Origin of the sequence: Kitasatospora sp. NPDC056783 (assembly GCF_042789895.1) — a bacterium.
GTDB lineage: Bacteria > Actinomycetota > Actinomycetes > Streptomycetales > Streptomycetaceae > Kitasatospora.
The window spans coordinates 1-22,245 of the sequence record NZ_JBHUAF010000012.1 but is presented as its reverse complement, the minus strand read 5'-3'; the positions used below and the strand labels follow the sequence as shown (position 1 = coordinate 22,245).

Genomic DNA, 22,245 nt, shown 5'->3' with positions numbered 1-22,245 from the left:
GGTCACAGAAGTGATACCAGCCAGTAGCCAAACCCGGAAGCGGTCATGCCAAGGATATTGACGGGACGTCCGATAGCTCGGAGATGAACTGCCACCGACATTCCGTGATTTCGCGCAGGTCAGCAGGGGTGCACCATGACGCGCGTAGTGCACCGCACGCAGAGCGGAAACTTGCGGAAATTCTGTGCAAGGTCAGCGGACGGTCGCCGCCTGGCCATCGCCGGGTCAGATTCGAACCGGGCGTCAGCAGGTGTCAGCAGGTGCAGGGGGGGCTGATGAAACTCCTCATGACACGTCAGGAGGTGGGGTGGAAAGGGGCACCGGTGGCATGGTCGGAATTCACCGCCGCGGCCGACCGGAACCACGTGGCGCGGCCGTGCGAAGGAGGCGCGCGGAGGGAACACACGAAGGGGGCACGCGGAAGGGCCGCGTGTCGCCATGGCGGCGCACCGCCACGAGGGCGCACCGCCACGACCCGTCAGAGCAGCGCGCCCGGACAGCACGCACGGACGGCACGCACGGACGGCACGCACAAACGGCACGCACGGACGGCGGGCGCGGACGGCGGGCACGGACGGCGAGCCTGGGCACCCGGCCGGAACGCCGGGCGCGGGCGCGACGACTCGCGCGTTCAGCCCCCGCGCGCGCCGGAGCGGCCGCCACCGGTGTGCGTGCCGCCCGAGTACACGGTGCCGGGGAAGACCGCGCAGCCCTCGACCGGCAGTTCCTCGATCGCCTCGTTCGCGGCCGCGGGCACACCGAGCCAGCGGGCGGCGGTCGCGACCGCCGCCCGGGCCTGGCGCAGCCCGGGCGCACCCCAGCCGAGCAGCTCGACGGCGAGGCCGGGCGCGACCAGCAGCCGCCGGTAGTGCCGGCCCGAGGCCGGGTCGGCCACGCTCGGACCGACGGCCCGTAGCGCCGCCGCCATCCGGACCCGCGCGCACTCGTGCCCGCCGTTCGCCGAGCCGACCCGGTCGTAGAGGTAGCCGAGGTAGTACGGCCGGCCGATCACGGCCTGCGCCTCCTCGGCCGCCTCCCTGGCCAGGGCCGCCGCCGGATCACCGCCGTCCTCCGGCTCCAGGGAGCCGCCGGGCAACGAGCAGATGCCGTCCCGGGGGTTCACCAGTGTCAGCACCCGCCCGTCCGGCGAGAACAGCCACCCCCAGGACTGCTTGACCGGCAGCCCCTCCGGCACCTGTTCGCCCGGCCGCCACGGCCAGCCCGCCGTGGGGCGCCGCCGCACCTTCCCGAGCAGCTCCGCGACCTCCGCGCTGTACTCGATCGGGCTCATGCTCTCGCCCCGCGACGCTCGGCGGGGGCACTCGCCCGCGCGCACCCCCTGGCACCGAGCTCGCTCCGCTCGCTCATCCGTCCCCCTCTCGCTGTCGGGCTTCGCCAGACCGGCGGTGCGCGGGGAGGACCTGCGGGGCACGGCACGGAGCGGAGCGGCCGGAGCGGCGGCGTGGGGCACCGCACGCTCCTGCTGTTGATCTTCTCCGAATCTTCCCCGAACAGGCGGTCGATGAACAGTCCCCAGCGCCGCATGGTGGATGCGGTGCCGGTGAACGCGGTGCCGCAGGGGCGGTGAACGCCCCGATCACCCCAGGGGCCCACCCCCTCCCCCGGGCCCGGGGAAGCCGGGCAATGGGAACCCCGGCCGAGGCTCCACCCCGGACGGGAAAGGGAGCCCCCGAGCGGCGTCGTCGGCCAGCTCGTCGAACACCTCGTGCGCGGTCATCGGCCGCAGCCGCCCGTCCGTCAGCGCCCAGCCGCGCACCGGCGGCCGCGGCGGCCCGGCATCGGCGGTCGGCGAGCCGGGTGGGGCACCGGGTGGAGCGCCGGCCGGATCACCGTGCAGCAGCAGGGCCCCTTCCCCGCCCGAGGCCACCCCCGCCGCGAGCGTCACGCAGAACGCCTCGGTGTCCCGCCCCGCAGGCCTCAGCCGCCCGTCCTCCACGCAGACGTCCACCGCCGAGGTGAGCTCCTCCCCGTCCTCGGGGCCGTGACAGCGCAGCGTCAGCAGGTGACGCCCGGCCCCCGCCCCCTCGGCCAGCGCCAGGTAGACCGACGTCACGTACCGCATCACGGCCGCCATCCGGAACTGCCCGTCCGGGTCCGCGCCGACCGCGTCCAGCAGGGCCACACAGGCCACGGACATCCGCAACCGTGCCCGGTGGTCGTCCAGCAGCACCGGAGCCAGCTCGGCCAGCCGCTCCCCCGCGTAGACGAACGGCTCACCGGCAAGCTCCGGATCTCCCGCGTAGGCGACCCGGGCGGCGGACATCCGGGGATCGAGACCGAGCGCCTCGCAGTAGTCCTCGAAGTCGCCCGCCTCCAGGACCCGCAGGTGAATCTCCAGACCCTGCCGGTGCAGGGCGGTCAGCTGCTCCTCCGCCCGCCGCAGGTAGGCCTGGTGACCGAGCCCGCCGAAGATCCCGTACCTCGCCAGCCCGGCGAAGTCCACGGGATCGACCGCCAGCGCCACCGCCACCGGCTGGGGCGGCGGCGCACCTCCGAGCCGCCCGCCGCGCCCGACCCCCGCACCCCCTCCCGCACGCGCGCCCGGCGGTCGCCCGCCTCCGGGCGGCGCCGCCCCTCCGGGCCTGCCTGCCGACTCCCCGCCGACACCGCCGCCCGGCCTCCGCCCGGCCAGCACCAGCACCCGCCGGCGCCCGCGCGACGGCCGCCCCGCCGCAGCACCCAGCGCCCCGCACACCACTTCCCGTACAGCGGTCACGGCTTCTCCTTCTCGCTCTCCCGACACGGATCACACCGACTCACACCGGCCGCCCCGTCTGGGGACCGGCCGACGTCGAGGAACATACACAGAGCCACTGACAATTCACCCCCAGTAATCGAACAAGCTTGGCGCCACTCGTCGCCGGCCGCGACGCACCGGCGCGGCCATCGGGGACGACCATCGGGGACGGCGCCGCACTCCCGGCCACCACCGGGACTCGCGGCCGGGCCTGGCGCGGCCACGGGCAGACAGTGCGCGACCGACGGATGACAAGTAACAGATGACAGATGACAGATTTCGAAATCTGTCAGCTGTCAGCTGTCGCCCGCCGGTCGTCGGCGGCCACCGACCCCTCGCCCCCGCCACCCCGAGTTCCCCCCGGGCCCCGTGGGCCCACCGGGCCGGGCGGGATTGTCGGCGTCGCGGGTTAAGGTCGGGGACCATGCGACTGCTGCATACCTCCGACTGGCACCTCGGGCGTTCGTTCCACCGCGAGAGCCTGCACGACGCCCAGCGCGCCTTCCTGGACCACCTGGTGGACGTGGTCCGTTCCGAGGGCGTGGACGCCGTGCTGGTCGCGGGGGACGTCTACGACCGGGCGCTGCCCGGGCTGGAGGCGGTCGCCATGTTCGACGACGTGCTGCACCGCTTGGCCGACCTCGGGGTGCCGACGGTCTTCATCAGCGGCAACCACGACTCCGCCCGCCGCCTGGGGGTGGGGGCGGGGCTGATCGGCCGGGCCGGAATACACCTGCGGACCGACCCGGGCGAGTGCGCCGAACCCGTCCTGCTGGCGGACGAGCACGGCCCGGTGGCGGTGTACGGGCTGCCGTACCTGGAACCGACGCTGGTACGCGAGCGGTTCGGCCTGGCCAAGGGCGGGCACGCCGCTGTCCTCGGCGCGGCGATGGACCAGGTCCGGGCGGACGTGGCGGCGCGCCCGGCCGGCACCCGGGCGGTGGTACTGGCGCACGCCTTCGTCACCGGCGGCGCGCCGAGCGACAGCGAGCGGGACATCGCGGTCGGCGGCGTCGCCTCGGTGCCCGCCTCCGTCTTCGACGGGGTGCACTACGCCGCGCTCGGCCACCTCCACGGCTGCCAGACCCTCGCCCCGCACCTGCGCTACAGCGGGTCCCCGCTCGCCTACTCCTTCTCCGAGGTGAACCAGCGCAAGACCATGTGGCTGGTCGACCTCGCGGCCGACGGCGCGGTGACGGCCGAGCGGGTGCCCTGTCCCGAACCGCGCCGGCTGGCCACCCTGCGCGACACCCTCGGCGCGCTGCTCACCGACGAGAGGTACACCGAGCACGAGCGGTCCTGGGTGCAGGCCACGCTCACCGACGCGGTCCGGCCGAGCGAGCCGATGGAAAGGCTGCGGCGCCGCTTCCCGCACACCCTCCAGCTGCTGTTCGACCCCGAGAGGGGCGAGGCCGAGCCCTCGCAGTCGTACGCGGCGCGGGTCAGCGGCCGCGCGGACCTGGAGATCGCCGAGGGCTTCCTGCGACACGTCCGCCCCGGTGCGGAGCCGAGGCCGGACGAGCTCGGCTGGCTGCGCGAGGGCTTCGAGCGGGTCCGGGAGACCACCGACCGGAAGGCGGACCTGCCCCGATGAGGCTGCACCGGCTCACCGTCACCGCCTTCGGCCCGTTCGCGGGCAGCGAGACGGTGGACTTCGACGCACTCGCCTCCGGCGGGCTGTTCCTGCTGCGCGGAGCGACGGGCGCGGGCAAGAGCAGCGTGCTGGACGCGGTCTGCTTCGCCCTGTACGGCGAGACGCCGGGCGCCCGCCGGGCCACCCGGCTGCGCAGTGACCATGCCGACCCGAAACGGCTGACCTCGGTCGAGCTGGAGCTGACCCTCGGCGGGCGGCGGCTCCAGATCACCCGGCTGCCGGAGCAGCGCCGCCCGAAGAAGGTCGGCACCGGCACCACCGTCGAGCGGGCCCAGACGCTGCTGCGCGAGTGGGTCGCCGACGCGGGCGACGGCGCGCCCGGCTGGCGGGGGCTCAGCAAGTCGCACCAGGAGGCCGGGGAGGAGATCCACCGGCTGATCGGCATGAACCGGGAGCAGTTCTGCCAGGTGGTGCTGCTGCCGCAGGGCGACTTCGCCCGCTTCCTCAAGGCCGACTCGGAGGAACGCGGCAAGCTGCTGCGGCGGCTGTTCGACACCGAGCGGTTCCAGCACGTGGAGGCCTGGCTGGCCGAGCAGCGCCGAGGTCAGGAGGCCGCGGTCCAGTCCGGCCGACGCCGACTTCGGGACCTCGTCAGCAAGGCCGAACAGGCGGCCGGTCCGGACGCCGAGCCCGCTGGGGGCTGGATGCCGGCCGAGGAGGACGACGCCGTGCCGGCCGCCGGAGTGCTCGGCTGGGCGGCGGTCCTGCGCAGCGACGCGACCGAGCGGCTCACCATCGCCGAGGCTGCTCTCGCGGACGCCGAGTCGGCCCAGCGGACCGCCCAGGAACACCGTGCGGCCGCCGAGGAGTTGGCCGGTCACCAGCGCCGTCACCGGGAGGCGTCCGGCCTGGCCGAGCGGCTGGCCGGCTTCGAGGCCGCCGCGGCCGCGGACCGGCAGCGGTTGGCCGCCGCCCAGGAGGCCGTCGGGGTGGAGTCCGCGCTGCGGCTGCGGGAGAGCGCGTCCGAGGCGCTGCGGCGCGCACGGCAGGCGGAACTCCGGCACCGCGAGGCGCTGTCCGGCGCCGGCGGCGAGGGGCGGGGGCTCGCCGGGGCGGACGCGGCCGGGTTGGCCCAGGCCGAGCTGCGGCTGCGGGCCGAGGTGGTCCGCCTGGAGGCGGCCCGGGCGGAGGAGCGACGCTGCGCCGAACTCGCGGGCGAGCAGCGCTCCCTGACGGATGAACAACGCGCTGTCGAGGAGCGGGCCGAGGAAGCCGAGGACTGGCTGGGCGAGTTCGAGGGCGAGTTGAGCCGGCTTGAGCATCAGCACGCCGAGGCCCGGGCGGCGACCGTCAAGGTCGAGCAACTGGACGATCGGCGCACCGAGTTGACGGTCCGCCAGGGAGCGGCCCAGGAGCGTGACGGCCTACGCGCCGAGATCGCCGAGGCCGAACCGCGGGTCGCCGACCTGCGGACCATCGCGCTGGACGCCCGTGAGTACAGCCTGGACCTGCGGGACAGGCGGCTGCGCGGCATGGCCGCCGAGCTGGCGGAGCAGCTGCGCGCGGGTGAGGCCTGCCGGGTCTGCGGCTCGCCCGAGCATCCGGCTCCCGCCGAATCCGCTCCCGACAGCCGGGTCGGCGCCGAGGACGAGGAGCGGGCACGCTTGGCCCAGGCCGACGCCGAGCAGGTCTGGGCGGAGGCCGAGCGGGCGCTCACGACGTTGCGGGTGCGCGAGGCCACCGCCGCCGGAGCGGCCGGCCCTGACACCGCGGATGCGCTCGCCCGGCTGCTCGCCGTGCTGGAGCGCGAGCACCACGAGGCGCGGCACACGGCGGAGGCGCTCGGCCTGGTCGAGCAGGAGATCACCCGACTGTCGCAGGACCGTGCCCGCCGGGTCGAGGAGCTGCGGGAGGCCAAGGAGCGCGCCGCCGTCCTCTCCGACCGGCTGCTGGCGCTGGGCACCGAGCGGCAGACGTTGGCCGCCCGGGTGGCCGCGGCCCGAGGCGAGGCGGTTTCGGTGGCCGACCGGGCCGCCGCCCTCACCCGGCTCACCGAGGCGGTCGCGGCGACGGCCATCGCCGCCCGGGCCCACGCGGATGCCTCGGCCCGACTCCGCGAGGCCGAGGACGAGCTGCGCGGGGCCGCCACCACCGCGGGCTTCCCGGACGCCGCGGCGGCACTGGCGGTGCTGCTGCCGCGCGGGGAGCGCGAGCTGCTGGAGGCCCGGCTGGAGCGGCACCGCGCCGAGACCTCCGCCGTCCGCCGCGAGCTGGCGCTGCCGGAGCTGGCCGAGGCCGCGGGCCGTCCGCCGGTCGACCTGTCCGCCGTCGCGGCCGCGCTCGGTGCCGCCACCGAGCGGCTCGGCCGGGCACACGCCGACCACGCCGCCGCCCGCGAACGGTGCGGGGCGCTGACCGCGATCGGGCGACAGCTGACCGGCCTCGCCGCCGAGCTGGCCCCGGCGCTGGACCGGTACGGGCGGATCAACCGGCTCGCCGCGCTCACGGCCGGCACCTCCACCGAGAACCGGCTGCGGATGCGTCTGGAGTCGTACGTCCTGGCGGCCCGGCTGGAGCAGGTCGCAGCGGCGGCCAGCGACCGGCTGGTCCGGATGTCGGGCGGCCGCTACACCCTGGTCCACAGCGACGACCGGGGCACCGGCGGCAAGCGGTCGGGCCTGGCCCTGCGGGTGGTCGACGCCTGGACGGGCACCGAGCGGGACACGGCCACCCTCTCCGGCGGCGAGAGCTTCTTCGCCTCGCTCTCGCTCGCGCTGGGCCTGGCCGACGTGGTCACCGACGAGGCGGGCGGCATGCCGCTGGACACGCTCTTCATCGACGAGGGCTTCGGCACCCTCGACGAGCAGACCCTGGAGGAGGTCATGGACGTCCTGGACGGCCTTCGCGAACGGGACCGCGCGGTCGGCATCGTCAGCCACGTCGCCGACCTGCGCAGCCGCATCCCCGCCCAGCTGCTGGTCCGCAAGGGCCGACACGGCTCGACCCTGGCGCCGGCCGGGCGGGAGGACGCGTAGGCCTACCCGCCGGGCCGGCCGCGGGGCCGACCGGAGAAGTCGGGCCCCGAGGTCAGCCGGAGCAGGCGATCCGCTGCGCCTGCTGCCAGGCGCACACCGGGCAGAGAGTGCTGCCCTGGTGGTCGGCGGGCAGTTCGGTCGGCTCTCCGCACAGCACGCAGTCGGCGCGGGGCCCGGTCGCCTCCGGGTCGTGCCGCAGTGCGGCTTCCGCTCCGCTGTCGGGCGCGAGTTCGCAGGCGGCGGCTTCCTCGTTCGTACCGGTGTCGCTCATGCCGCTTTCCTACTCCGCGCCCCTGCACTGCCGCAACCCACCCCGGGGGCAGGGGCCGGCACGGGGCAGAGCGGCGGGCGGGCGACAGGAGGGCGGCGAACAGATTTCAGAAAACGTTCGCTGAAATCCGTCATCTGAAAGCTGTCCTCTGAAAGCTGTTCGCCGAAGTCCGCCCGCCGAACCTCACCCCACCCCGTCCCCGCCCGTCCTCACCCGGCGACTACCGTGACCGACGTGACCGCCGACCCGCGCCGCCGCCTGCTCGCCGCCCGCGCCACCACCCCGTCGTACCCCGAAGTGGGCGCCACCCGGGGCGGGGGTGGGCGGCTGCCGGACGGCTACGCGCACCTGCGACGGCGGGTCCACCTGGGGCACGGGCCGGAGGTACTGGAGCGAGCCGGCCGGTACGTGCTCGGCTGGGGCAGCCAGCTGGGCACCGGCTTCGCGGTGTTCCCGTCCGGCCCGGCCCGGGAGGGCGAGACGGTGCTGCTGCGGCTGAATCTGCCGGGAAGCCGGTGGCCACGGCTGGTGATTCCCTGCCGGGTGGTGTGGACGGTGGACGAGCCGGGCCGGATCGGGTTCGGGTACGGCACCCTCCCCGGACACCCGGAGTGCGGCGAGGAGGCGTTCCTGGTGTCGATGGACGCCGACGGCGAGGTGTGGTTCGAGGTCACCGCGTTCTCCCGGCTGTCCGCCTGGTACGCCAGGCTGGGCCGGCCGGTGGCACTGCTCTGCCAGCACCTGGCGATCGAGCGCTACCTCGCCGCGGTGGCCGCGTACGTCCGCTGAGCCCGCCCGCTGAGCCCGCCCACCGGACGTGAACCGGCTGCGGCAGCCGTCAGCCCTCGGCCCTCGGCCCTCAGCCGAGGAAGGACAGCCGGACCGTCCGGCGCAGGTTGTCCCCGTTGGTGTCGACCAGCACCACCGACTGCCAGACGCCGAGCGCCAGTTGCCCTCCGATCACCGGCAGGGTGGCGTGCGGGGCGACCAGGCCGGGCACCACGTGGTCCCGGCCGTGGCCGGGGCTGCCGTGCCGGTGGCGCCAACGGTCGTCGGCCGGGAGCAGGTCGCGCAGGACGGCGAGGAAGTCGTCGTCGCTGCCGGAGCCGGTCTCCAGCACGGCGATCCCCGCGGTGGCGTGCGGGACGAAGATGTTGAGCAGGCCGTCGCGCCCGGCGGCCCGTTCGTCGAGGAAAGCGGCGCAGCGGTCGGTGATGTCGAGCGCGACCTCGCGGCTGCCGGTGGTGATCTCGAAGGTGCCGCTCTGGAAGCCGCTGGTCAGGAGCGCGCCGGTCTGGGTGGAGTGTTTGTTGTCCGCCATGGCGCCATCCTGTCCCAGGTCAGGGGGCCGGGCGTACTCCCTCACCGACTCTCCGCGCCGAGGAGGTGGACTCGCGTAGGGTGAAAGGTTCAGACCACAGCACCCCGGACAACCGGGACTCCCGTCCGGGCACCGCCCCCGCACACGGCCGGAACACTCCCCGGCCGGCGCCGAACGCCCTCGGACACACCGAAGACCCGGCGGACCGAATGGTCCACCGGGTCGGTTCCCGACCGGGCGACGGGGAGGGACCCGCACCGCGTCGGCCGCACCGCCGGCTGTCCTAGCCGCGCCCGCCGAAGAGGCTCCGCCGCAGCCGACGCAGCGGCGTCAGCAGCGAGATCCTGGTGTGGCGACGACGGGTCGTCGGGGCCTCGGCGCCGCGCGGCGTGAGTTCCCTTATCAACCCGAGCGCCTCGGCGGTGTCGACCGCCGGGAGTGCGGGCGCGCCGAGCACGGCCAGGTGTCGGTCGATCCGGCGGCCGGTCGTGCCGACACCGCACTGGATCGCCGGCACACGGGGCCGAGTCCGCACTTGCATGTGTTCCATCAGTTTTCCCACCCCTACGAGGCGCCAGGGCCGTGAGGCGAAGACTATCCGTGACGGACGGCCTTCGCGCAACCGCCCTTGGTATTGGGCCACCGTATCGTGCGACGTCAACTGACGAAGCACCAGGGGCTGCCCGGCCGGTCACGACTAGGCATCAATGATGGTGCACGACCGGCCGTTCGTCACCGGTTCCGCGAAACATCCCTTCCTCGCTCCGCGTATACGTCTCCCATATAGGGGACAGCCGCCACATCGACAAAGCGATCACCGGACACCCCCGAAGCCACTCACGGCGCCACTCACAGCACCGCTCACGGGGCCGCTCTCGGGGCCACTCGAAGCACCGCTCACGGAGCCGTCCACAAGGACGTGCGCAGCCCTCTCCCCACACCGCCCGCCGCATCCCCACCGCATCCCCGGCGGCGAACGCACCGCCACCGCCTGGCTTCAGGAAGTGAACACATTTGAGGGATTGACTCCCGCCGATCATCCAAGCAATATCTGTTGCACGTGTCCGCACCCGCACCGCACTCAAGCGCGTGTTCGAGTGATGAAGGACGGTGCGAGAAGAACTCCGGCTCCCGCGAGCCACTGCCCGGCCGCCTCGACGCTGCGGCGGCCAGGCTCGCGTGGTGCCCGGACCGGCGGCCGGCCGTAGAGGGTCGGCCGGGCCGCCACCTGACTGCCGGTGCCGCCCCGCGAGGGGCCCGGCACCGGCGGTTCCGGGCCCCTCCGAGGACCCCCGAGGACCCCCAAGAACCTCGGAGCCCCCGCACCACCGCCCTACGGGCCCCGGCCCCGCAGGCCCCGCGGCGGGCGTCCGCGCAGGTCGTTCCCGGTGGGTCGGTACACTCGGCCAGCGTGTCCCTCCTCCTCAGCATCGTGCTCCCGGTCCACGGCGTGGAGCGGTACCTCCCCCGCTGCCTCGACTCGATCCTCGGCGACACCCCCGCCGCGGAGACCCGTTTCGAGGTGATCGCGGTCGACGACCTCTCCCCCGACGGCTCCGGCGCGATCCTGGACGCCTACGCGGCCCGCGACAGCCGGCTGCGGGTGCTGCACCTCACCGAGAACCAGGGCCTCGGCGGCGCCCGCACCGCCGCCCTGCCGCAGGCCCGCGGCGAGTACGTCTGGTTCGTGGACAGCGACGACTGGGTGCCCGAGCGGACGGTCAGCACACTGCTGGACGAGCTGACCCAGGAGCGTCGCCGGGAGACCCCCGCCGACGTGCTGATCACCGACTTCACCCACGTCTATCCCGACGGCGGGACCGAGCCCAACCCGTGGCGCCACGTGCTGACCGGCTCCCCGCTGGTCGAGGGCTGCACGCTGGCCGAGCACCCGGCACTGTTCCAGACCGTGATGTCGGTGTGGAACAAGCTGTTCCGCCGCGACTTCCTGAACAGCCTCGGCGTCTCCTTCGGGCGCGGCTACTACGAGGACATCTCGGTCACCTACCCGGCGCTGCTGGCCGCCGAACGGCTGCGCTACCTCGACCGCCCCTGCTACTTCTACCGGCGCGGCAGGGACGGCGCGATCACCGCCACCGCCTCCCCCAAGCACGCCGACGTGTTCGCCCAGTACGACGCGATCTTCGCCTTCCTCGACCGCCCCGAAGCCACCGACCGCCCCGGCCGGCCCGTCCCGGACTCGCTGCGAACCCTGGTCTTCGACCGGACCGTCCGCCAGGCCCTGAACGTCTACGACACCCCCGGGCTGGTCCCCACCGAACTGCGCAAGGACTTCTTCCGGAAGATCGCCCGGCACTTCGACCGCCACCGCCCGGCCGACTACCGCTTCCCCGGCGGGGTGCACGGCGTGCAGTACCGGCTGGCCGCCCGCGGCGCCCGGATCGCGTACGCGGAGCTGCGCCGCACCGGCCGGCTGCCGCGCGAACTCAAGCGCGGGGCACGGGCGGTGGCGCCCGCCGTGAAGAAGGGGGTGCGCAGCGGCGCCCGGTTCACCGCGTACAACGCGTTCCGCCGGCTGCCGCTGGACGAGAACCTCGCGGTCTACGCCGCCTACTGGCACCGGGGTTACGCGTGCAGCCCGGCGGCGATCTACGAGAAGGCGAAGGAACTCGCCCCGCGGATCCGGGGGGTGTGGGTGGTGGAGAACCGCGCCCAGGCCGCCGCGCTGCCGCCCGGAGTGCCGTACGTGATCGTCAACACCCCCGCCTACCTCAAGGCGATGGGGACCGCCAAGTACTTCGTCAACAACGTCAACTTCCCTCGCACGATGACGAAGCGGCCGGGCACGGTGCACGTCCAGACCCAGCACGGCACGCCGCTCAAGGCGATGGGCATGGACCTGCGCGACCACCCGGCGGCGGCCGAGGGGATGGACTTCGACCAGCTCCAGGAAGCCGTCGACCGCTGGGACTTCCTCGTCTCCCCCAACCCGCACACCAGCGAGCACTTCGCCCGCGCCTTCCCCGGCCGGTACGAGATGCTGGACACCGGTTACCCGCGCAACGACCGTCTGGCGAACGCCACTTCGGACGAGGTCCGGGCGATGCGCGAGCGGTTCGGGCTGCGCCCGGGCACCCGGGCGGTGCTGTACGCGCCGACCCACCGGGGCAGCAAGGGCGGCTACGTCCCGTTGCTCGACGTGGCCGCGCTGGCCCGGGAGTTGGGCCCGGACTTCACGCTACTGGTGCGCACCCACTACTTCCACACCGGCGGTCCGGGCGACCTGACGGGGACCGGTACGGATTCGGCCGGGATCGTGGACGTCTCGGGGCACCCGACGGTCGAGGACCTCTACCTGGCGGCGGACGCGCTGGTGACGGACTACTCGTCGATGATGTTCGACTACGCGGTGCTGGACCGGCCGGTGGTGATCTTCGCTCCGGACTGGGAGGAGTACAAGCGGGAGCGCGGCGTCTACTTCGACCTGTTCGCGCAGCCTCCGGGCGCGGTGACCCAGGACGCGGACGGGCTGGCGCGGGCGCTGCTGGCGGGCGACCCGGAGCCGGCGGCGCGGGCGCGGTTCCGGGCGGAGTTCTGCGTCTGGGACGACGGCGGGGCGGCGGAGCGGGTGGTGCGCCGGGTGTTCCCGGTGGAGAACCAGGTCAAGAGTCCGGTCGGGAAGCCGGTCGGGAAGCCGGTGGAGAAGTAGCGGAGGAGGAGTCCGGCAGCGGCGGTCACGGCGACCCGGACGGGGCCGGCGGTGATCCTGACGGGGCCGGTGCCGCCGCTACGACGGTCCCGGCTCCGCCGGCTCGGGTTCAGCGCTGGCGGGCAGCCCGGAACTCCTCGAAGGTCAGGACGCCGTCGTGGTCGGTGTCCATGCTGTGGATCAGCGCCTCGGCCATCGAGAGGGTGACGTCGTGGTCGCCCATCTCATTGGCGGCCAGGGCGTACTCGGCCGCGGTGATCCGGCCGTCACCGTCCTTGTCGAAACGGTCGAAAAAGGCCTTGATCGCCTCGGTGGTCTCCATCGTGCCCTCCTGCGTACTACGGGTGGTGCCCTGATCGGACGGCCGTACCCTACCCCGGCCGTGGCGCGCGCCACGGTCTCCCGGAGTGGACGGGCTCGGGGGTCGGTGTCGTAGTCTGCGGATCTGATCGCAGGCCCGGGCTCCTCCCGGGCGGCCGTTCGCCCAGGGAGGGAATCGTGCTCGACCTCGCCACCAAGTTGGTGCTGAAACCGGTCTCGCGGGGGATCTGGCGGCCGGCCATCGAGGGGATCGAGAACGTGCCCCGCAAGGGCGGGGTGATCCTGGCCAGCAACCACCTGTCCTTCATCGACAGCGTGGTGATCCCGCTGACCTCGCCGCGCAGGGTCCACTTCCTCGCCAAGGCCGAGTACTTCACCGGCACCGGGCTCAAGGGCCGGCTCTCCAAGGGCTTCTTCGAGGCGATCGGCGCGGTGCCGGTCGAGCGCGGCACCTACCGCTCCGCCCAGGCCTCGCTGGAGTCGGCGCTGGAGATCCTGGAGGACGGCAAGGCCTTCGGCATCTACCCCGAGGGCACCCGTTCGCTGGACGGCCGGCTCTACCGGGGCAAGACGGGCGTCGCCTGGCTCGCGCTGACCGCAGGCGTGCCGGTGGTGCCGGTGGCGCTGGAGGGCCCGGAGCAGATCCTCCCGGTGGGCAAGCGGGTGCCGCGGCTGAAGAAGGTGACGGTGCGCTTCGGCGAGCCGCTGCGCTTCGACGAGTTGCACGGGCAGGCCCGCTCGCTGAAGGCCCGTCGGCAGGTGACCGACGAGGTGATGGCCGCCATCCAGCGGCTGTCCGGCCAGGAGGTCGCGGAGAGCTACAACGAGGCCCCGAAGGCGGCCTGACCCCTCACGCAGGCTGCCCGACGGCCGCCGGCACCGACGTCGGCACCGCTTCCGGCACACCCGGTACGTCCGACGTGTCGGGCACATCTGGCACATCTGGCACGTCCGGAACATCCTGTACGTCCAGTACGTCCGGCACCTCCCGGCGCAGCAGCGCGGCGTACCGGCCGTCCAGCGCCACCAGCTCCTCGTGGCTGCCGAGTTCGACCACCTCGCCGCGGTCCAGGACGGCGATCTGGTCGGCGGCGCGGACGGTGGAGAGCCGGTGCGCGATGGTGATGGTGGTGCGACCGGCGGCCAGGGTGTCCACGGCCTGCTGGACGGCGCGCTCGGTGCGGTTGTCGAGTGCGCTGGTGGCCTCGTCGAGGATGAGTACCGGCGGGTTGCGCAGGATCGTCCGGGCGAGCGCGAGGCGCTGCTTCTCCCCGCCGGAGAAGCGGTATCCGCGCTCGCCGACCAGGGTGTCGTAGCCGTCCGGGAGGGCGGCGATGGTGTCGTGGACCTGCGCGGCCCTGGCGGCCTCGACCAGTTCGGCGTCGCTCGCGCCGGGCTTGGCGAAGCGCAGGTTGTCGGCGACCGAGGCGTGGAAGAGGTAGGTCTCCTGGGAGACCACGCCGACCGCCCGGGCCAGGGTGTCGAAGGAGAGCTCGCGCACGTCCACGCCGTCCAGGGTGACCCGTCCGCCGGTGACGTCGTACAGCCGTGGCACGAGGTAGCTGAGGGTGGTCTTGCCCGAGCCGGTCTCGCCGACCACGGCCAGCGAGCTTCCGGCCGGGACGTCGAGGTCGAGGCCGGACAGGGTCGGGCGTTCCTGCGCGGGGTCGTAGCGGAAGTCGACCGCCTCGAAGCGGACCTCGCCGCGGATGTCGGTCAGGGTGACCGGGTCGGCGGGCTCGTCGATCTCCACCGGCAGGTCGAGGTACTCGAATATGCGCTGGAAGAGCGCGAGCGAGGTCTGCACGTCCACGCCGGTGGAGAGCAGGCTGACGGTCGGGCGGAAGAGGCCCTGCTGGAGGGTCACGAAGGCGACCAGGGTGCCGACCGAGACGATCGGCGCACCGGCGGCGGAGGTCAGCCCGGCCGCCCAGTAGATCAGCGCGGGCATCGCGGCCATCACGATCTGGATGGTGTTCATCCGCCAGCGCCCGGCCATGCTGGCGCGCACCTCCAGGTCGGCGAGCTGGTCGGACTGCTCGGTGAACTCGCGGGCGAGCGAGCCGGAGCGGCCCATCGTGCGGCCGAGCAGGATGCCGCTGACCGAGAGCGACTCCTGGACCGCCGAGCTCATCGCGGCCAGCTGCTTCTGCCGCTCGGTGGTGATCTTCTTGCGCTCCTGGCCGACCCGTCGGCTGATCCAGACGAACAGCGGGAGCAGCACCAGCGAGACGACGGTCAGCCGCCAGTCGAGCGCGACCATGGCGACCACGGAGGCGATCACCGCGGTCAGATTGGAGACCAGGCTGGTCGCGGTGGAGGTCACCGTGGACTGCATGCCGCCGATGTCGTTGGCGATCCGGGACTGCACCTCTCCGGTGCGGGTGCGGGTGAAGAAGGCCAGCGACTGCCGCTGGAGGTGGCCGTAGACGGCGGTGCGCAGGTCGTGCATCACGCGCTGGCCGACGGTGGTGGAGATCAGCGTCTGGAGGACGTTGAAGACGCTGTTCACCACCGCGGTGAGGATCATGCCGAGCGCCAGCAGGCTGAGCAGCCCGGTGCGACCCTGCGGGATGGCGGTGTCCAGGACGGCCCTGAGCAGGAACGGCGAGACGACCGAGACCACGGCGGAGGCTGCGACCAGCAGGCCGACGGTGGTCAGGCGGCCCGAGTACGGGCGGAAGAGCGCGAGGATGCGGCGCCACTGGGCCGGCGGGCGGGGCTCGCCCTCGGCGCGTTCGGGCGGGGTCCAGTCGATGGCGGTGGGCCTCAAGGGCGGGCCTCCCTTGCTGGGACGGAGGGGCGGACGGGCGGACGGCCGGTGGGGTGGTCGGGCCGGCCGGGGTCAGCATAGCGAGCGTAGCTCATAGTTAGACAAGCTAATAGTGAGGGTTGCTCTATTCCTCGGACCCGCCACCCGGCCGCCCCGCCACCGCCCGTGAACGGCCGGGCGACCGACCGTGCCCGGCCCCCGCCCGGCCCGACACCCCGACCGCGCCCGACGCCCGGCCGGCCCGGCCCCGCCCCGCGCCCGACGCCCGGCCCCGCCCGACGCCCAGCCCGCCCCGCCCCGCCCCGACCGTCAGTTCGTCCGGTAGGTGCGCGCCGCCTTCGACGAGAAGCCGCCCAGGCCGCCGGAGGGCAGCACCCGGGCGAGGGCCACGGCCGCCTTGTACCGCTTGCTGGGCACGGAGACGGCCCGGCCGCGCGCCAGGTCGCGCAGCGCCTCGTCGACCACCCGCTCCGCGGAGAGCCAGGACCAGGACGGGATGTTGCCCGTGCCCATGCCGGCCCGCTGGTGGAACTCGGTCCGGGTGAAGCCCGGGCACAGCGCCATGACGCGCACCCCCGTACCGACGAGGTCGCGCATCACGCCCTGACTGAAGCTGACCACCCAGGCCTTGCTCGCGCCGTACGTGCCGCGCGGCACGAAGGCGGCCACCGAGGCCACATTGATGATGGCGCCCCGGCCGCGTTCCCGCATGCCGGGCAGGGCGGCCGTGCTGAGCCGCAGGATCGCTTCGATGTGCACCTTCAGCATGTCCAGCTCGTCCTGGAGCGGGACGACCCCGAAGGCGCCCTTGTTGCCGAAGCCGGCGTTGTTGACCAGGAGGTCCACCGGTCGGGAGGAGTCGGCCAGCCGGGCCTCCACGGCGCCGATGCCCTCGTCGGTCGCGAGGTCGGCGGTGAGCACCTCCGTCTCGACGTCGAACTTCGCACGCAGGTCCGCGGCGGCGCGCTCCAGGCGCTCGGTGTCCCGGGCCACCAGGACGAGCCGGTAGCCGCCGCGGGCGAGCCGCCGGGCGAAGGCGGCTCCGATGCCGGCGGTCGCGCCGGTGATCAAGGCTGTGGTCATGCCCCAGACCGTACCCACTCGCCGCATCCACGCCCACATCCACGGCAACGACCCAGTTCAGCGGCTTGCGGATGCAGGTCCCCGGAGGTGCTCGTACTGTCGAACGGGGGCATCGCCCGTCCGGGCGGTGAAATCCTTTCGAGGAGGCACATCTGATGCTTACTCAGTTCCGGACCGAAACCGCTTCGCCGTCGCGCAGCGCGACGCTCGAGGCCGAAACACTCGCGAGCCTGATGGTGGAGGACGAGGCCGTCGTGTCCGACGCGCCCACGTACCTGCCCGAGGCCGCCGGCGCGGTGCTCCTGGCCGCGCTGCTCCTGCTCTCGCCGAAGGGACCGAAGGAGAAGCCGACCCGGTAAGGGCGGCTCCTCCCCTGTCGGGCCGTGTGCCCGTGACCAATCCTCCTGAAGGGGGACCCGATCACCATGCCAACCGCCGAGACCCCTCTCCGTGACGAGTTCGCCGCGGCGGTCGAGCGGGTGGCGGACCGGACCCTCGCCGTCCTCCGGGACGGCGAGGGCACGGCCGCACTCGCGGACCCCGACAGCATCGTGCCCCGCCCCCTGCTGGCCGCGGTACGGGTGCTGGGCGCGGACCTGTTCGCACCTCAACTCCTCACCGGCGCGGAGCCGGACGGCACCGGCGCCGCCCTGCTCGCCGAGGCGCGCGCGGCCTTCCCCGCGCCGGCGCCCTCCTCCGCGGAGGCCGCACTGGTCGTCAGCTGGCAGGACTGGGCGGCCAGGCGACTGCTCGCCCGCACCCCGTACGGATCGGCCCCGTACGAGCCGGCCGGACCGGCCCCCGAGCCACTGCCCGGCCCCCAAGCCGTCGGCTGGCAGGCCTGGTCGAAGCGGATGGCCCAGCTGTCCGCGCTGGCGCTGCCGACCCTGGACGGGCCGGTGCACGAGGCGGCCCGCGCCAACACCCTGGACCTCGCCCGCGGCGCCGTCCGCTGCATGCTCCGACGCGATCCCACCACCGCCGTCCGGCTCGCCCGCTGGCTCGCCTGGGCCCGTGCCGACGGCCGACCGCTCCGCCTGGAGATCGAACCCGTCCTGGACCGGATCCGTCTGGCCGGCGACGGGACCGCCCGCTCTCTCCTCGAACTCACCATTGCCCAACGACTGTTGAACGGGGTGACGGGATGACCGACACCGAGGTGCTCGCCACCGCCCAACAGCTCGGCTCCCGGTCACTGGCCTGGCTGCACGCCGGCTACCAGCGCGGCTACAGCCGGCTGGAGGACAGCACCATCGTCGACCTGGCCGACCCGGAGGACGTCTACAAGCCGCTCTGCGAGGCCGCGTTGGCCTCCTCGCTGGTACTGCGCGACGGCGTCGCCGGCCCGCACGACACCCGCCTCGCCCGGGAGCTCCTCGAAGCCGCCTGGGCCCAGCTGGGCGAGGGCGGCCTGCTGCTCGAACGGCAGTTGCGGCACGTGACCCTCGTCGACCCGCTGGAGACGTACGGCCACTTCGCCCGGGCCGGATTCCGCCACGCCGCCATGGAGGAACTGCTCACCTCGATCGGCCGGCTCCGCGCCGTGCACGCCGTCGAGATCCAGGGCAGCCGCCACCTCGCGCTCGCCAACGCCCGGCGGATCTCGGGCCTCGAACCCCAGCCGGACTGGCCCACACTGGCCCGGAACACCTGGCTCGGCGCCCTGCCCGAACCGTGGACCATCGCCTGGGTGATCGCCTACCAGGTCACCCACACCGTCTTCCACCTCACCGACTGGGGCGCCCGGCCGGAGTGCCTGCCCGAGCCGATGCGCGACTACCTGCGCGACTGGCTGCCCGTCTGGCTCGACATCTGGCTGGAGATCGAGCAGTGGGACCTCGCCGGCGAACTGCTCATCGTGGACTCCTGCATCGGCGAGCCGGTCACCGGACGAGTCGGCTGGGAGGCGCTGACCGCGGCCCAGCAGGAGGACGGGATGATCAAGTGTGAGGGCTCCGCGCCCGAGAACGACGACCCGGAGGAGGACTTCCGCCAGCACTGCCACACCGCGGTGGTCGGGGTCGTGGCCGCCGACGTCGCGCTCTCCCGGGCGCTCGGCGGCACCCCGGTGGCCGCCCCTTGAGCGGGCTGGACGCCGCTGTCACGGCGGTGGTGCGGGCGGCCCGGCCGTACGCCACCGCCGTGACGGTCGTCCTGGCCGACGGAGCCCGGGCGCAAGTGCGCTGCTTCGGTCGGGTCGGACGGGACCGTTCGGCTCCGCCCTGCACCCCCGACACCGTCTTCGAACTCGGTTCCGTCAGCAAGACGTTCACCGCCCTGCTGCTCGCCGACCTGGCCGCGCGTGGCGAACTCGCCCTGGACGACCTCCTCGAGGAGCGACTGCCGCGCCACTGGCGCACGGCGCGGGTCCGTTCGGCCGAACCCATCCGGCTGCTGCACCTGGCCACCCACACCTCCGGCCTGCCCCGCCTCCCCCCGGGCCTGCTCGCCACAGCCGCGCCGACCTGGTTCAGCAACCCGTACGAGACGTTCCACGACGAACGGTTGAGAGACGGTCTGGCCCGAACCACCGTGCGCGGCACGCCCGGCAGCCGGTTCCGCTACTCCAACTACGGAGCCGGACTGCTCGGCCGCGCGCTCGCCGAAACGGGTGGACTCCCGTACGGGGAACTGCTCACCGAGCGGATCTGCGGGCCGCTGGGCCTGCGCGACACGACCTGCTCCCCGAACCAGCCGGGGCGGGCGACCGGGCACCGGCGCGGGCAGCCGCTCCCGGCCTGGAGCATCCCCGGACTGCCCGGAGCGGGCGGTGTCCGCTCCAGCGGGGCCGACCTCCTGCGGTACCTCCGGGCGCACCTCGACCGGGGCCGGCACCTCGGCCGGGAACGCGCCGAATTGGCGGTCGCGCTGCGCGAGGTCCAGCGGCCCCGGCTGCGGCTGCGCCACTCGGGCGACGAGCTCTGCCTGATCTGGAACCGCCGCCGCTCGGGCGAACGCGACCTCTGCTTCCACAGCGGCGGCACCCGGGGGTTCACCGCCTTCGTGGGATTCTCACCGGACGGCTCGGCGGGCGTCGCGGTCCTGGCCAACACCGCCCCGGCGCTGGACGGCCGGTTCGTCCAGGCCGGGTACGAGTTGCTGCGGAGCGCCGCCGGTGTCACGCGGTCCGGGCAGCCCGACGCCGGCCGAGGGGCTTAGCCGTTCAGCGGCGGGACCGCCGGACGGCTGGACGACTGGAGGGCCGGACGGCCGGGCCGCTGGGCGGCTGGACGGCGATCAGGGGATCAGGGGATCAGGGGATCAGACGGCGACGGCCTTGGCGCGGTCGGCGGCGATGTGCACGGCGAGACCCGCGAGGACGGTACCCATCACGTAGCGCTGGATCCGCAGCCAGCCGGGGCGACGGTCGAGGAAGACCGCGATGCTGCCCGCGCTCCACGCGATCAGGCCGTTGACGGTCACGCCTATCGCGATCTGGACCAGTCCCAGCACCAGGCTCTGCACGGCGACGTGGCCGCGCTCGGGGGCCACGAACTGGGGCAGCAGCGAGATGTACATGATGGCGATCTTGGGATTGAGCAGGCAGGTCAGGAAGCCCATCGTGAACAGTCGGCGCGGCGGGTCCGGCGACAGCTGCTGCGGGGCGAAGACCGCCTCGCCGCCCGGCTTGACCGCCTTCCAGGCCAACCAGAGCAGGTACCCGGCGCCGGCCAGCTTGATCGCGGTGTAGAGGACGGGCACCACCGAGAACACCGCGGCCACCCCCGCCGTCACCGCGACCAGGTAGACCAGGAAGCCGGCCGCGACCCCGACCAGCGAGATCAGCCCGGCGCGGCGGCCTTGCGCGATCGAGCGCGAGACCAGGTAGATCATGTTCGGCCCGGGCGACAGCACCATGCCCAGGGCCACGGCGGCGATCCCGAGCACGGCGTGGATGTCCAGGGCGGATGTCAACGCGTCCATGCGAGGAGGCTAGGACGGGCCGCCGGGTCGATGCAATGATGACTTTGCCCTCGGTGCAATGTGGGCGCGCCACGGCGCTGCCGCCACCGCGGGGACGGGGTTCCGGAACGGATTCCGTAGGGGCTCCAGGAAGTTCCGGAACGGATTCCGGACCGGACCCGCACGGCTCGGGGAGGGCTGAACGCCGATGGACGACTACCGCCTGATCGCCGACCGGATCGCCGCCGACATCGCGGACGGACGGCTGCGGCCCGGCCGGCAACTGCCGACCCAACGCGCGTTCGCCCGCAGCAGGGGCATCGCCGCCTCGACGGCGGGGCGCGTCTACCGGGAGCTGGCCCGGCGCGGGCTGACCGTCGGAGAGGTCGGGCGCGGCACCTTCGTCCGGGCCGGGCGCGCGATGGAGGGCGTCCGGGTGGCGCTCGCCGAACCGGGCGACTCCCCGGTGGACCTGGAGCTCAACTACCCCGTCGTCCCCGGACAGGCCGAGCTGTTGACGGGCGGACTGGCGCCGCTGCTGCGGCCGGACGCGCTCGGCGAGGCCCTGCGGCCGGTTGGCGCGGCCGGGACGGACGCGGCCCGACGGGCCTTCGCGGGGCTGGTGTCGGCCGGGGCCCGGGAGACCGGCGCCGGGGAGACCGGGGCCTGGGAAGTCGGGGCGGAACGGCTGCTGTTCGCCGGCAACGGGCGGCAGGCCGTCGCCGGGGCGCTGTCCGCGCTGGTGCCGCCCGGACAGCGACTGGGCGTGGAGGAGCTGACCTACCCGGTGGTCAAGGCGGTGGCTGAGCGGCTGGGCATCGTGCTGGTACCACTGGCCGTGGACGGGCACGGGCTGCTGCCGGACGCGGTCGCGGCCGCCCACCGGGCCGCACCGCTGCGCGCGCTGTACGTCCAACCGCGGCTGCAGAACCCGCTCGGCGCGAGCCTGTCGGACGAGCGGGCGGCGGCGCTGGCCGAGGTGCTGCGGCGGCTCGACCTGCCGGCGGTCGAGGACGCCGTCTGGTCCTTCCTCCGGCCCGAGCTGACGCCGCTCGCCGCCCTCGCCCCGGAGCGCGTCGTGCTCGTGGACAGTCTCTCCAAACGGCTCGCTCCGGGACTGACCACGGGCTTCGCGGTCGTCCCGGCGGCGCTGCGCGAGCGGGTGGCGGGGGCGCTGCGCTCGGGCGGCTGGACGCCGAGCGGCTTCGCGGTGGAGGCGGCGGTGCGCTGGATCGGGGACGGCACACTGGCCTCGGTGGAGGCGGCGAAGCGGGCCGACGCGGCGGCCCGGCAACTACTGGCACGCGAGGTACTGGCGGGGCAGCGGCTGCGGTCCGATCCGTGCTCGTACTACCTGTGGTGGGAACTGCCGGCGGGGTGGCGGGCGGAGGCCTTCGTGGCGGAGGCGGCGCGCGCCGGGATCTCGATCACTCCTGCGGCGGCCTTCGCCGTGGATCCCCTCACCGACCGCTCCGCTTGACCCTCGACCAGGTCGAGACCGCAGAGTCACCGCCAT

19 protein-coding genes are annotated in these 22,245 nt (G+C 73.9%); 10 read left to right on the top strand and 9 right to left on the bottom strand.

Annotated features, from left to right (window positions below):
* Positions 1 to 631: 631 nt before the first annotated feature.
* Complete coding sequence (locus ACFRMQ_RS03995; RefSeq protein WP_380726629.1) at positions 632 to 1,291, bottom strand: NUDIX domain-containing protein; 660 nt, start codon at positions 1,289 to 1,291, stop codon at positions 632 to 634.
* Between the two features lie 306 nt (positions 1,292 to 1,597).
* A complete protein-coding gene (locus ACFRMQ_RS03990; protein WP_380726627.1) occupies positions 1,598 to 2,485 on the bottom strand; it encodes a hypothetical protein in 888 nt (295 codons plus the stop codon).
* A gap of 697 nt (positions 2,486 to 3,182) precedes the next feature.
* Here ACFRMQ_RS03990 and ACFRMQ_RS03985 point away from each other — a divergent pair.
* Complete coding sequence (locus ACFRMQ_RS03985; RefSeq protein ID WP_380726625.1) at positions 3,183 to 4,352, top strand: exonuclease SbcCD subunit D; 1,170 nt, start codon at positions 3,183 to 3,185, stop codon at positions 4,350 to 4,352.
* On the top strand, positions 4,349 to 7,387 hold the full coding sequence (locus ACFRMQ_RS03980; RefSeq protein ID WP_380726623.1) for an AAA family ATPase: 3,039 nt from the start codon (positions 4,349 to 4,351) through the stop codon (positions 7,385 to 7,387). The genes ACFRMQ_RS03985 and ACFRMQ_RS03980 overlap by 4 nt, the downstream gene beginning before the upstream one ends.
* Before the next feature lie 52 nt (positions 7,388 to 7,439).
* Here the strand turns inward: ACFRMQ_RS03980 and ACFRMQ_RS03975 are convergent, their stop codons facing one another.
* A complete protein-coding gene (locus ACFRMQ_RS03975; protein WP_380726621.1) occupies positions 7,440 to 7,658 on the bottom strand; it encodes a hypothetical protein in 219 nt (72 codons plus the stop codon).
* A gap of 234 nt (positions 7,659 to 7,892) precedes the next feature.
* On the opposite strand from ACFRMQ_RS03975, the gene ACFRMQ_RS03970 reads away from it, so the two are divergent.
* Positions 7,893 to 8,447, top strand: a complete 555-nt coding sequence (locus ACFRMQ_RS03970; protein WP_380726619.1) for a DUF1990 family protein — start codon at positions 7,893 to 7,895, stop codon at positions 8,445 to 8,447.
* A 70-nt stretch (positions 8,448 to 8,517) separates the two neighbouring features.
* Here the strand turns inward: ACFRMQ_RS03970 and ACFRMQ_RS03965 are convergent, their stop codons facing one another.
* Positions 8,518 to 8,979 carry a YjbQ family protein gene (locus ACFRMQ_RS03965; protein ID WP_380726617.1) on the bottom strand — a complete coding sequence of 154 codons (462 nt, stop codon included), beginning with the start codon at positions 8,977 to 8,979 and terminating at the stop codon, positions 8,518 to 8,520.
* A 283-nt stretch (positions 8,980 to 9,262) separates the two neighbouring features.
* Positions 9,263 to 9,529, bottom strand: coding sequence for a hypothetical protein (locus ACFRMQ_RS03960; RefSeq protein ID WP_049650625.1), 267 nt, complete (start codon positions 9,527 to 9,529; stop codon positions 9,263 to 9,265).
* 861 nt (positions 9,530 to 10,390) lie between these two features.
* Between ACFRMQ_RS03960 and ACFRMQ_RS03955 the strand changes: the two genes are divergently transcribed.
* Positions 10,391 to 12,649, top strand: a complete 2,259-nt coding sequence (locus ACFRMQ_RS03955; protein WP_380726615.1) for a CDP-glycerol glycerophosphotransferase family protein — start codon at positions 10,391 to 10,393, stop codon at positions 12,647 to 12,649.
* Between the two features lie 109 nt (positions 12,650 to 12,758).
* On the opposite strand, the gene ACFRMQ_RS03950 is transcribed toward ACFRMQ_RS03955, so the two are convergent.
* The gene (locus tag ACFRMQ_RS03950) at positions 12,759 to 12,971 is read right to left on the bottom strand and encodes an EF-hand domain-containing protein (protein WP_380726613.1); all 213 of its coding nucleotides are present in this window, start codon (positions 12,969 to 12,971) and stop codon (positions 12,759 to 12,761) included.
* A gap of 176 nt (positions 12,972 to 13,147) precedes the next feature.
* Between ACFRMQ_RS03950 and ACFRMQ_RS03945 the strand changes: the two genes are divergently transcribed.
* On the top strand, positions 13,148 to 13,816 hold the full coding sequence (locus ACFRMQ_RS03945) for a lysophospholipid acyltransferase family protein (protein ID WP_380726611.1): 669 nt from the start codon (positions 13,148 to 13,150) through the stop codon (positions 13,814 to 13,816).
* 4 nt (positions 13,817 to 13,820) lie between these two features.
* On the opposite strand, the gene ACFRMQ_RS03940 is transcribed toward ACFRMQ_RS03945, so the two are convergent.
* Together ACFRMQ_RS03940 and ACFRMQ_RS03935 are read right to left on the bottom strand one after the other, a co-directional pair.
* Positions 13,821 to 15,743, bottom strand: a complete 1,923-nt coding sequence (locus ACFRMQ_RS03940) for an ABC transporter ATP-binding protein (protein WP_380726609.1) — start codon at positions 15,741 to 15,743, stop codon at positions 13,821 to 13,823.
* 309 nt (positions 15,744 to 16,052) lie between these two features.
* Entirely contained in the window at positions 16,053 to 16,826 is a 774-nt protein-coding gene (locus ACFRMQ_RS03935) for an SDR family NAD(P)-dependent oxidoreductase (protein WP_380726607.1), read from the bottom strand.
* Positions 16,827 to 16,981: 155 nt separating this feature from the next.
* Here ACFRMQ_RS03935 and ACFRMQ_RS03930 point away from each other — a divergent pair, with 155 nt between their 5' ends.
* The 4 genes from ACFRMQ_RS03930 to ACFRMQ_RS03915 all read left to right on the top strand — a co-directional run bounded on the left by ACFRMQ_RS03930 (position 16,982) and on the right by ACFRMQ_RS03915 (position 19,985).
* Positions 16,982 to 17,185, top strand: coding sequence for a hypothetical protein (locus ACFRMQ_RS03930; protein WP_380726605.1), 204 nt, complete (start codon positions 16,982 to 16,984; stop codon positions 17,183 to 17,185).
* A gap of 66 nt (positions 17,186 to 17,251) precedes the next feature.
* Positions 17,252 to 17,974 carry a hypothetical protein gene (locus ACFRMQ_RS03925; RefSeq protein WP_380726603.1) on the top strand — a complete coding sequence of 241 codons (723 nt, stop codon included), beginning with the start codon at positions 17,252 to 17,254 and terminating at the stop codon, positions 17,972 to 17,974.
* The gene (locus ACFRMQ_RS03920) at positions 17,971 to 18,909 is read left to right on the top strand and encodes a DUF6895 family protein (RefSeq protein WP_380726601.1); all 939 of its coding nucleotides are present in this window, start codon (positions 17,971 to 17,973) and stop codon (positions 18,907 to 18,909) included. The genes ACFRMQ_RS03925 and ACFRMQ_RS03920 overlap by 4 nt, the downstream gene beginning before the upstream one ends.
* Complete coding sequence (locus ACFRMQ_RS03915) at positions 18,906 to 19,985, top strand: serine hydrolase domain-containing protein (RefSeq protein WP_380726599.1); 1,080 nt, start codon at positions 18,906 to 18,908, stop codon at positions 19,983 to 19,985. The genes ACFRMQ_RS03920 and ACFRMQ_RS03915 overlap by 4 nt, the downstream gene beginning before the upstream one ends.
* Before the next feature lie 102 nt (positions 19,986 to 20,087).
* Here the strand turns inward: ACFRMQ_RS03915 and ACFRMQ_RS03910 are convergent, their stop codons facing one another.
* Positions 20,088 to 20,750, bottom strand: coding sequence for a LysE family translocator (locus ACFRMQ_RS03910; protein ID WP_380726597.1), 663 nt, complete (start codon positions 20,748 to 20,750; stop codon positions 20,088 to 20,090).
* A 187-nt stretch (positions 20,751 to 20,937) separates the two neighbouring features.
* Between ACFRMQ_RS03910 and ACFRMQ_RS03905 the strand changes: the two genes are divergently transcribed.
* Positions 20,938 to 22,209, top strand: coding sequence for a PLP-dependent aminotransferase family protein (locus tag ACFRMQ_RS03905; RefSeq protein WP_380726595.1), 1,272 nt, complete (start codon positions 20,938 to 20,940; stop codon positions 22,207 to 22,209).
* Positions 22,210 to 22,245: the final 36 nt, after the last annotated feature.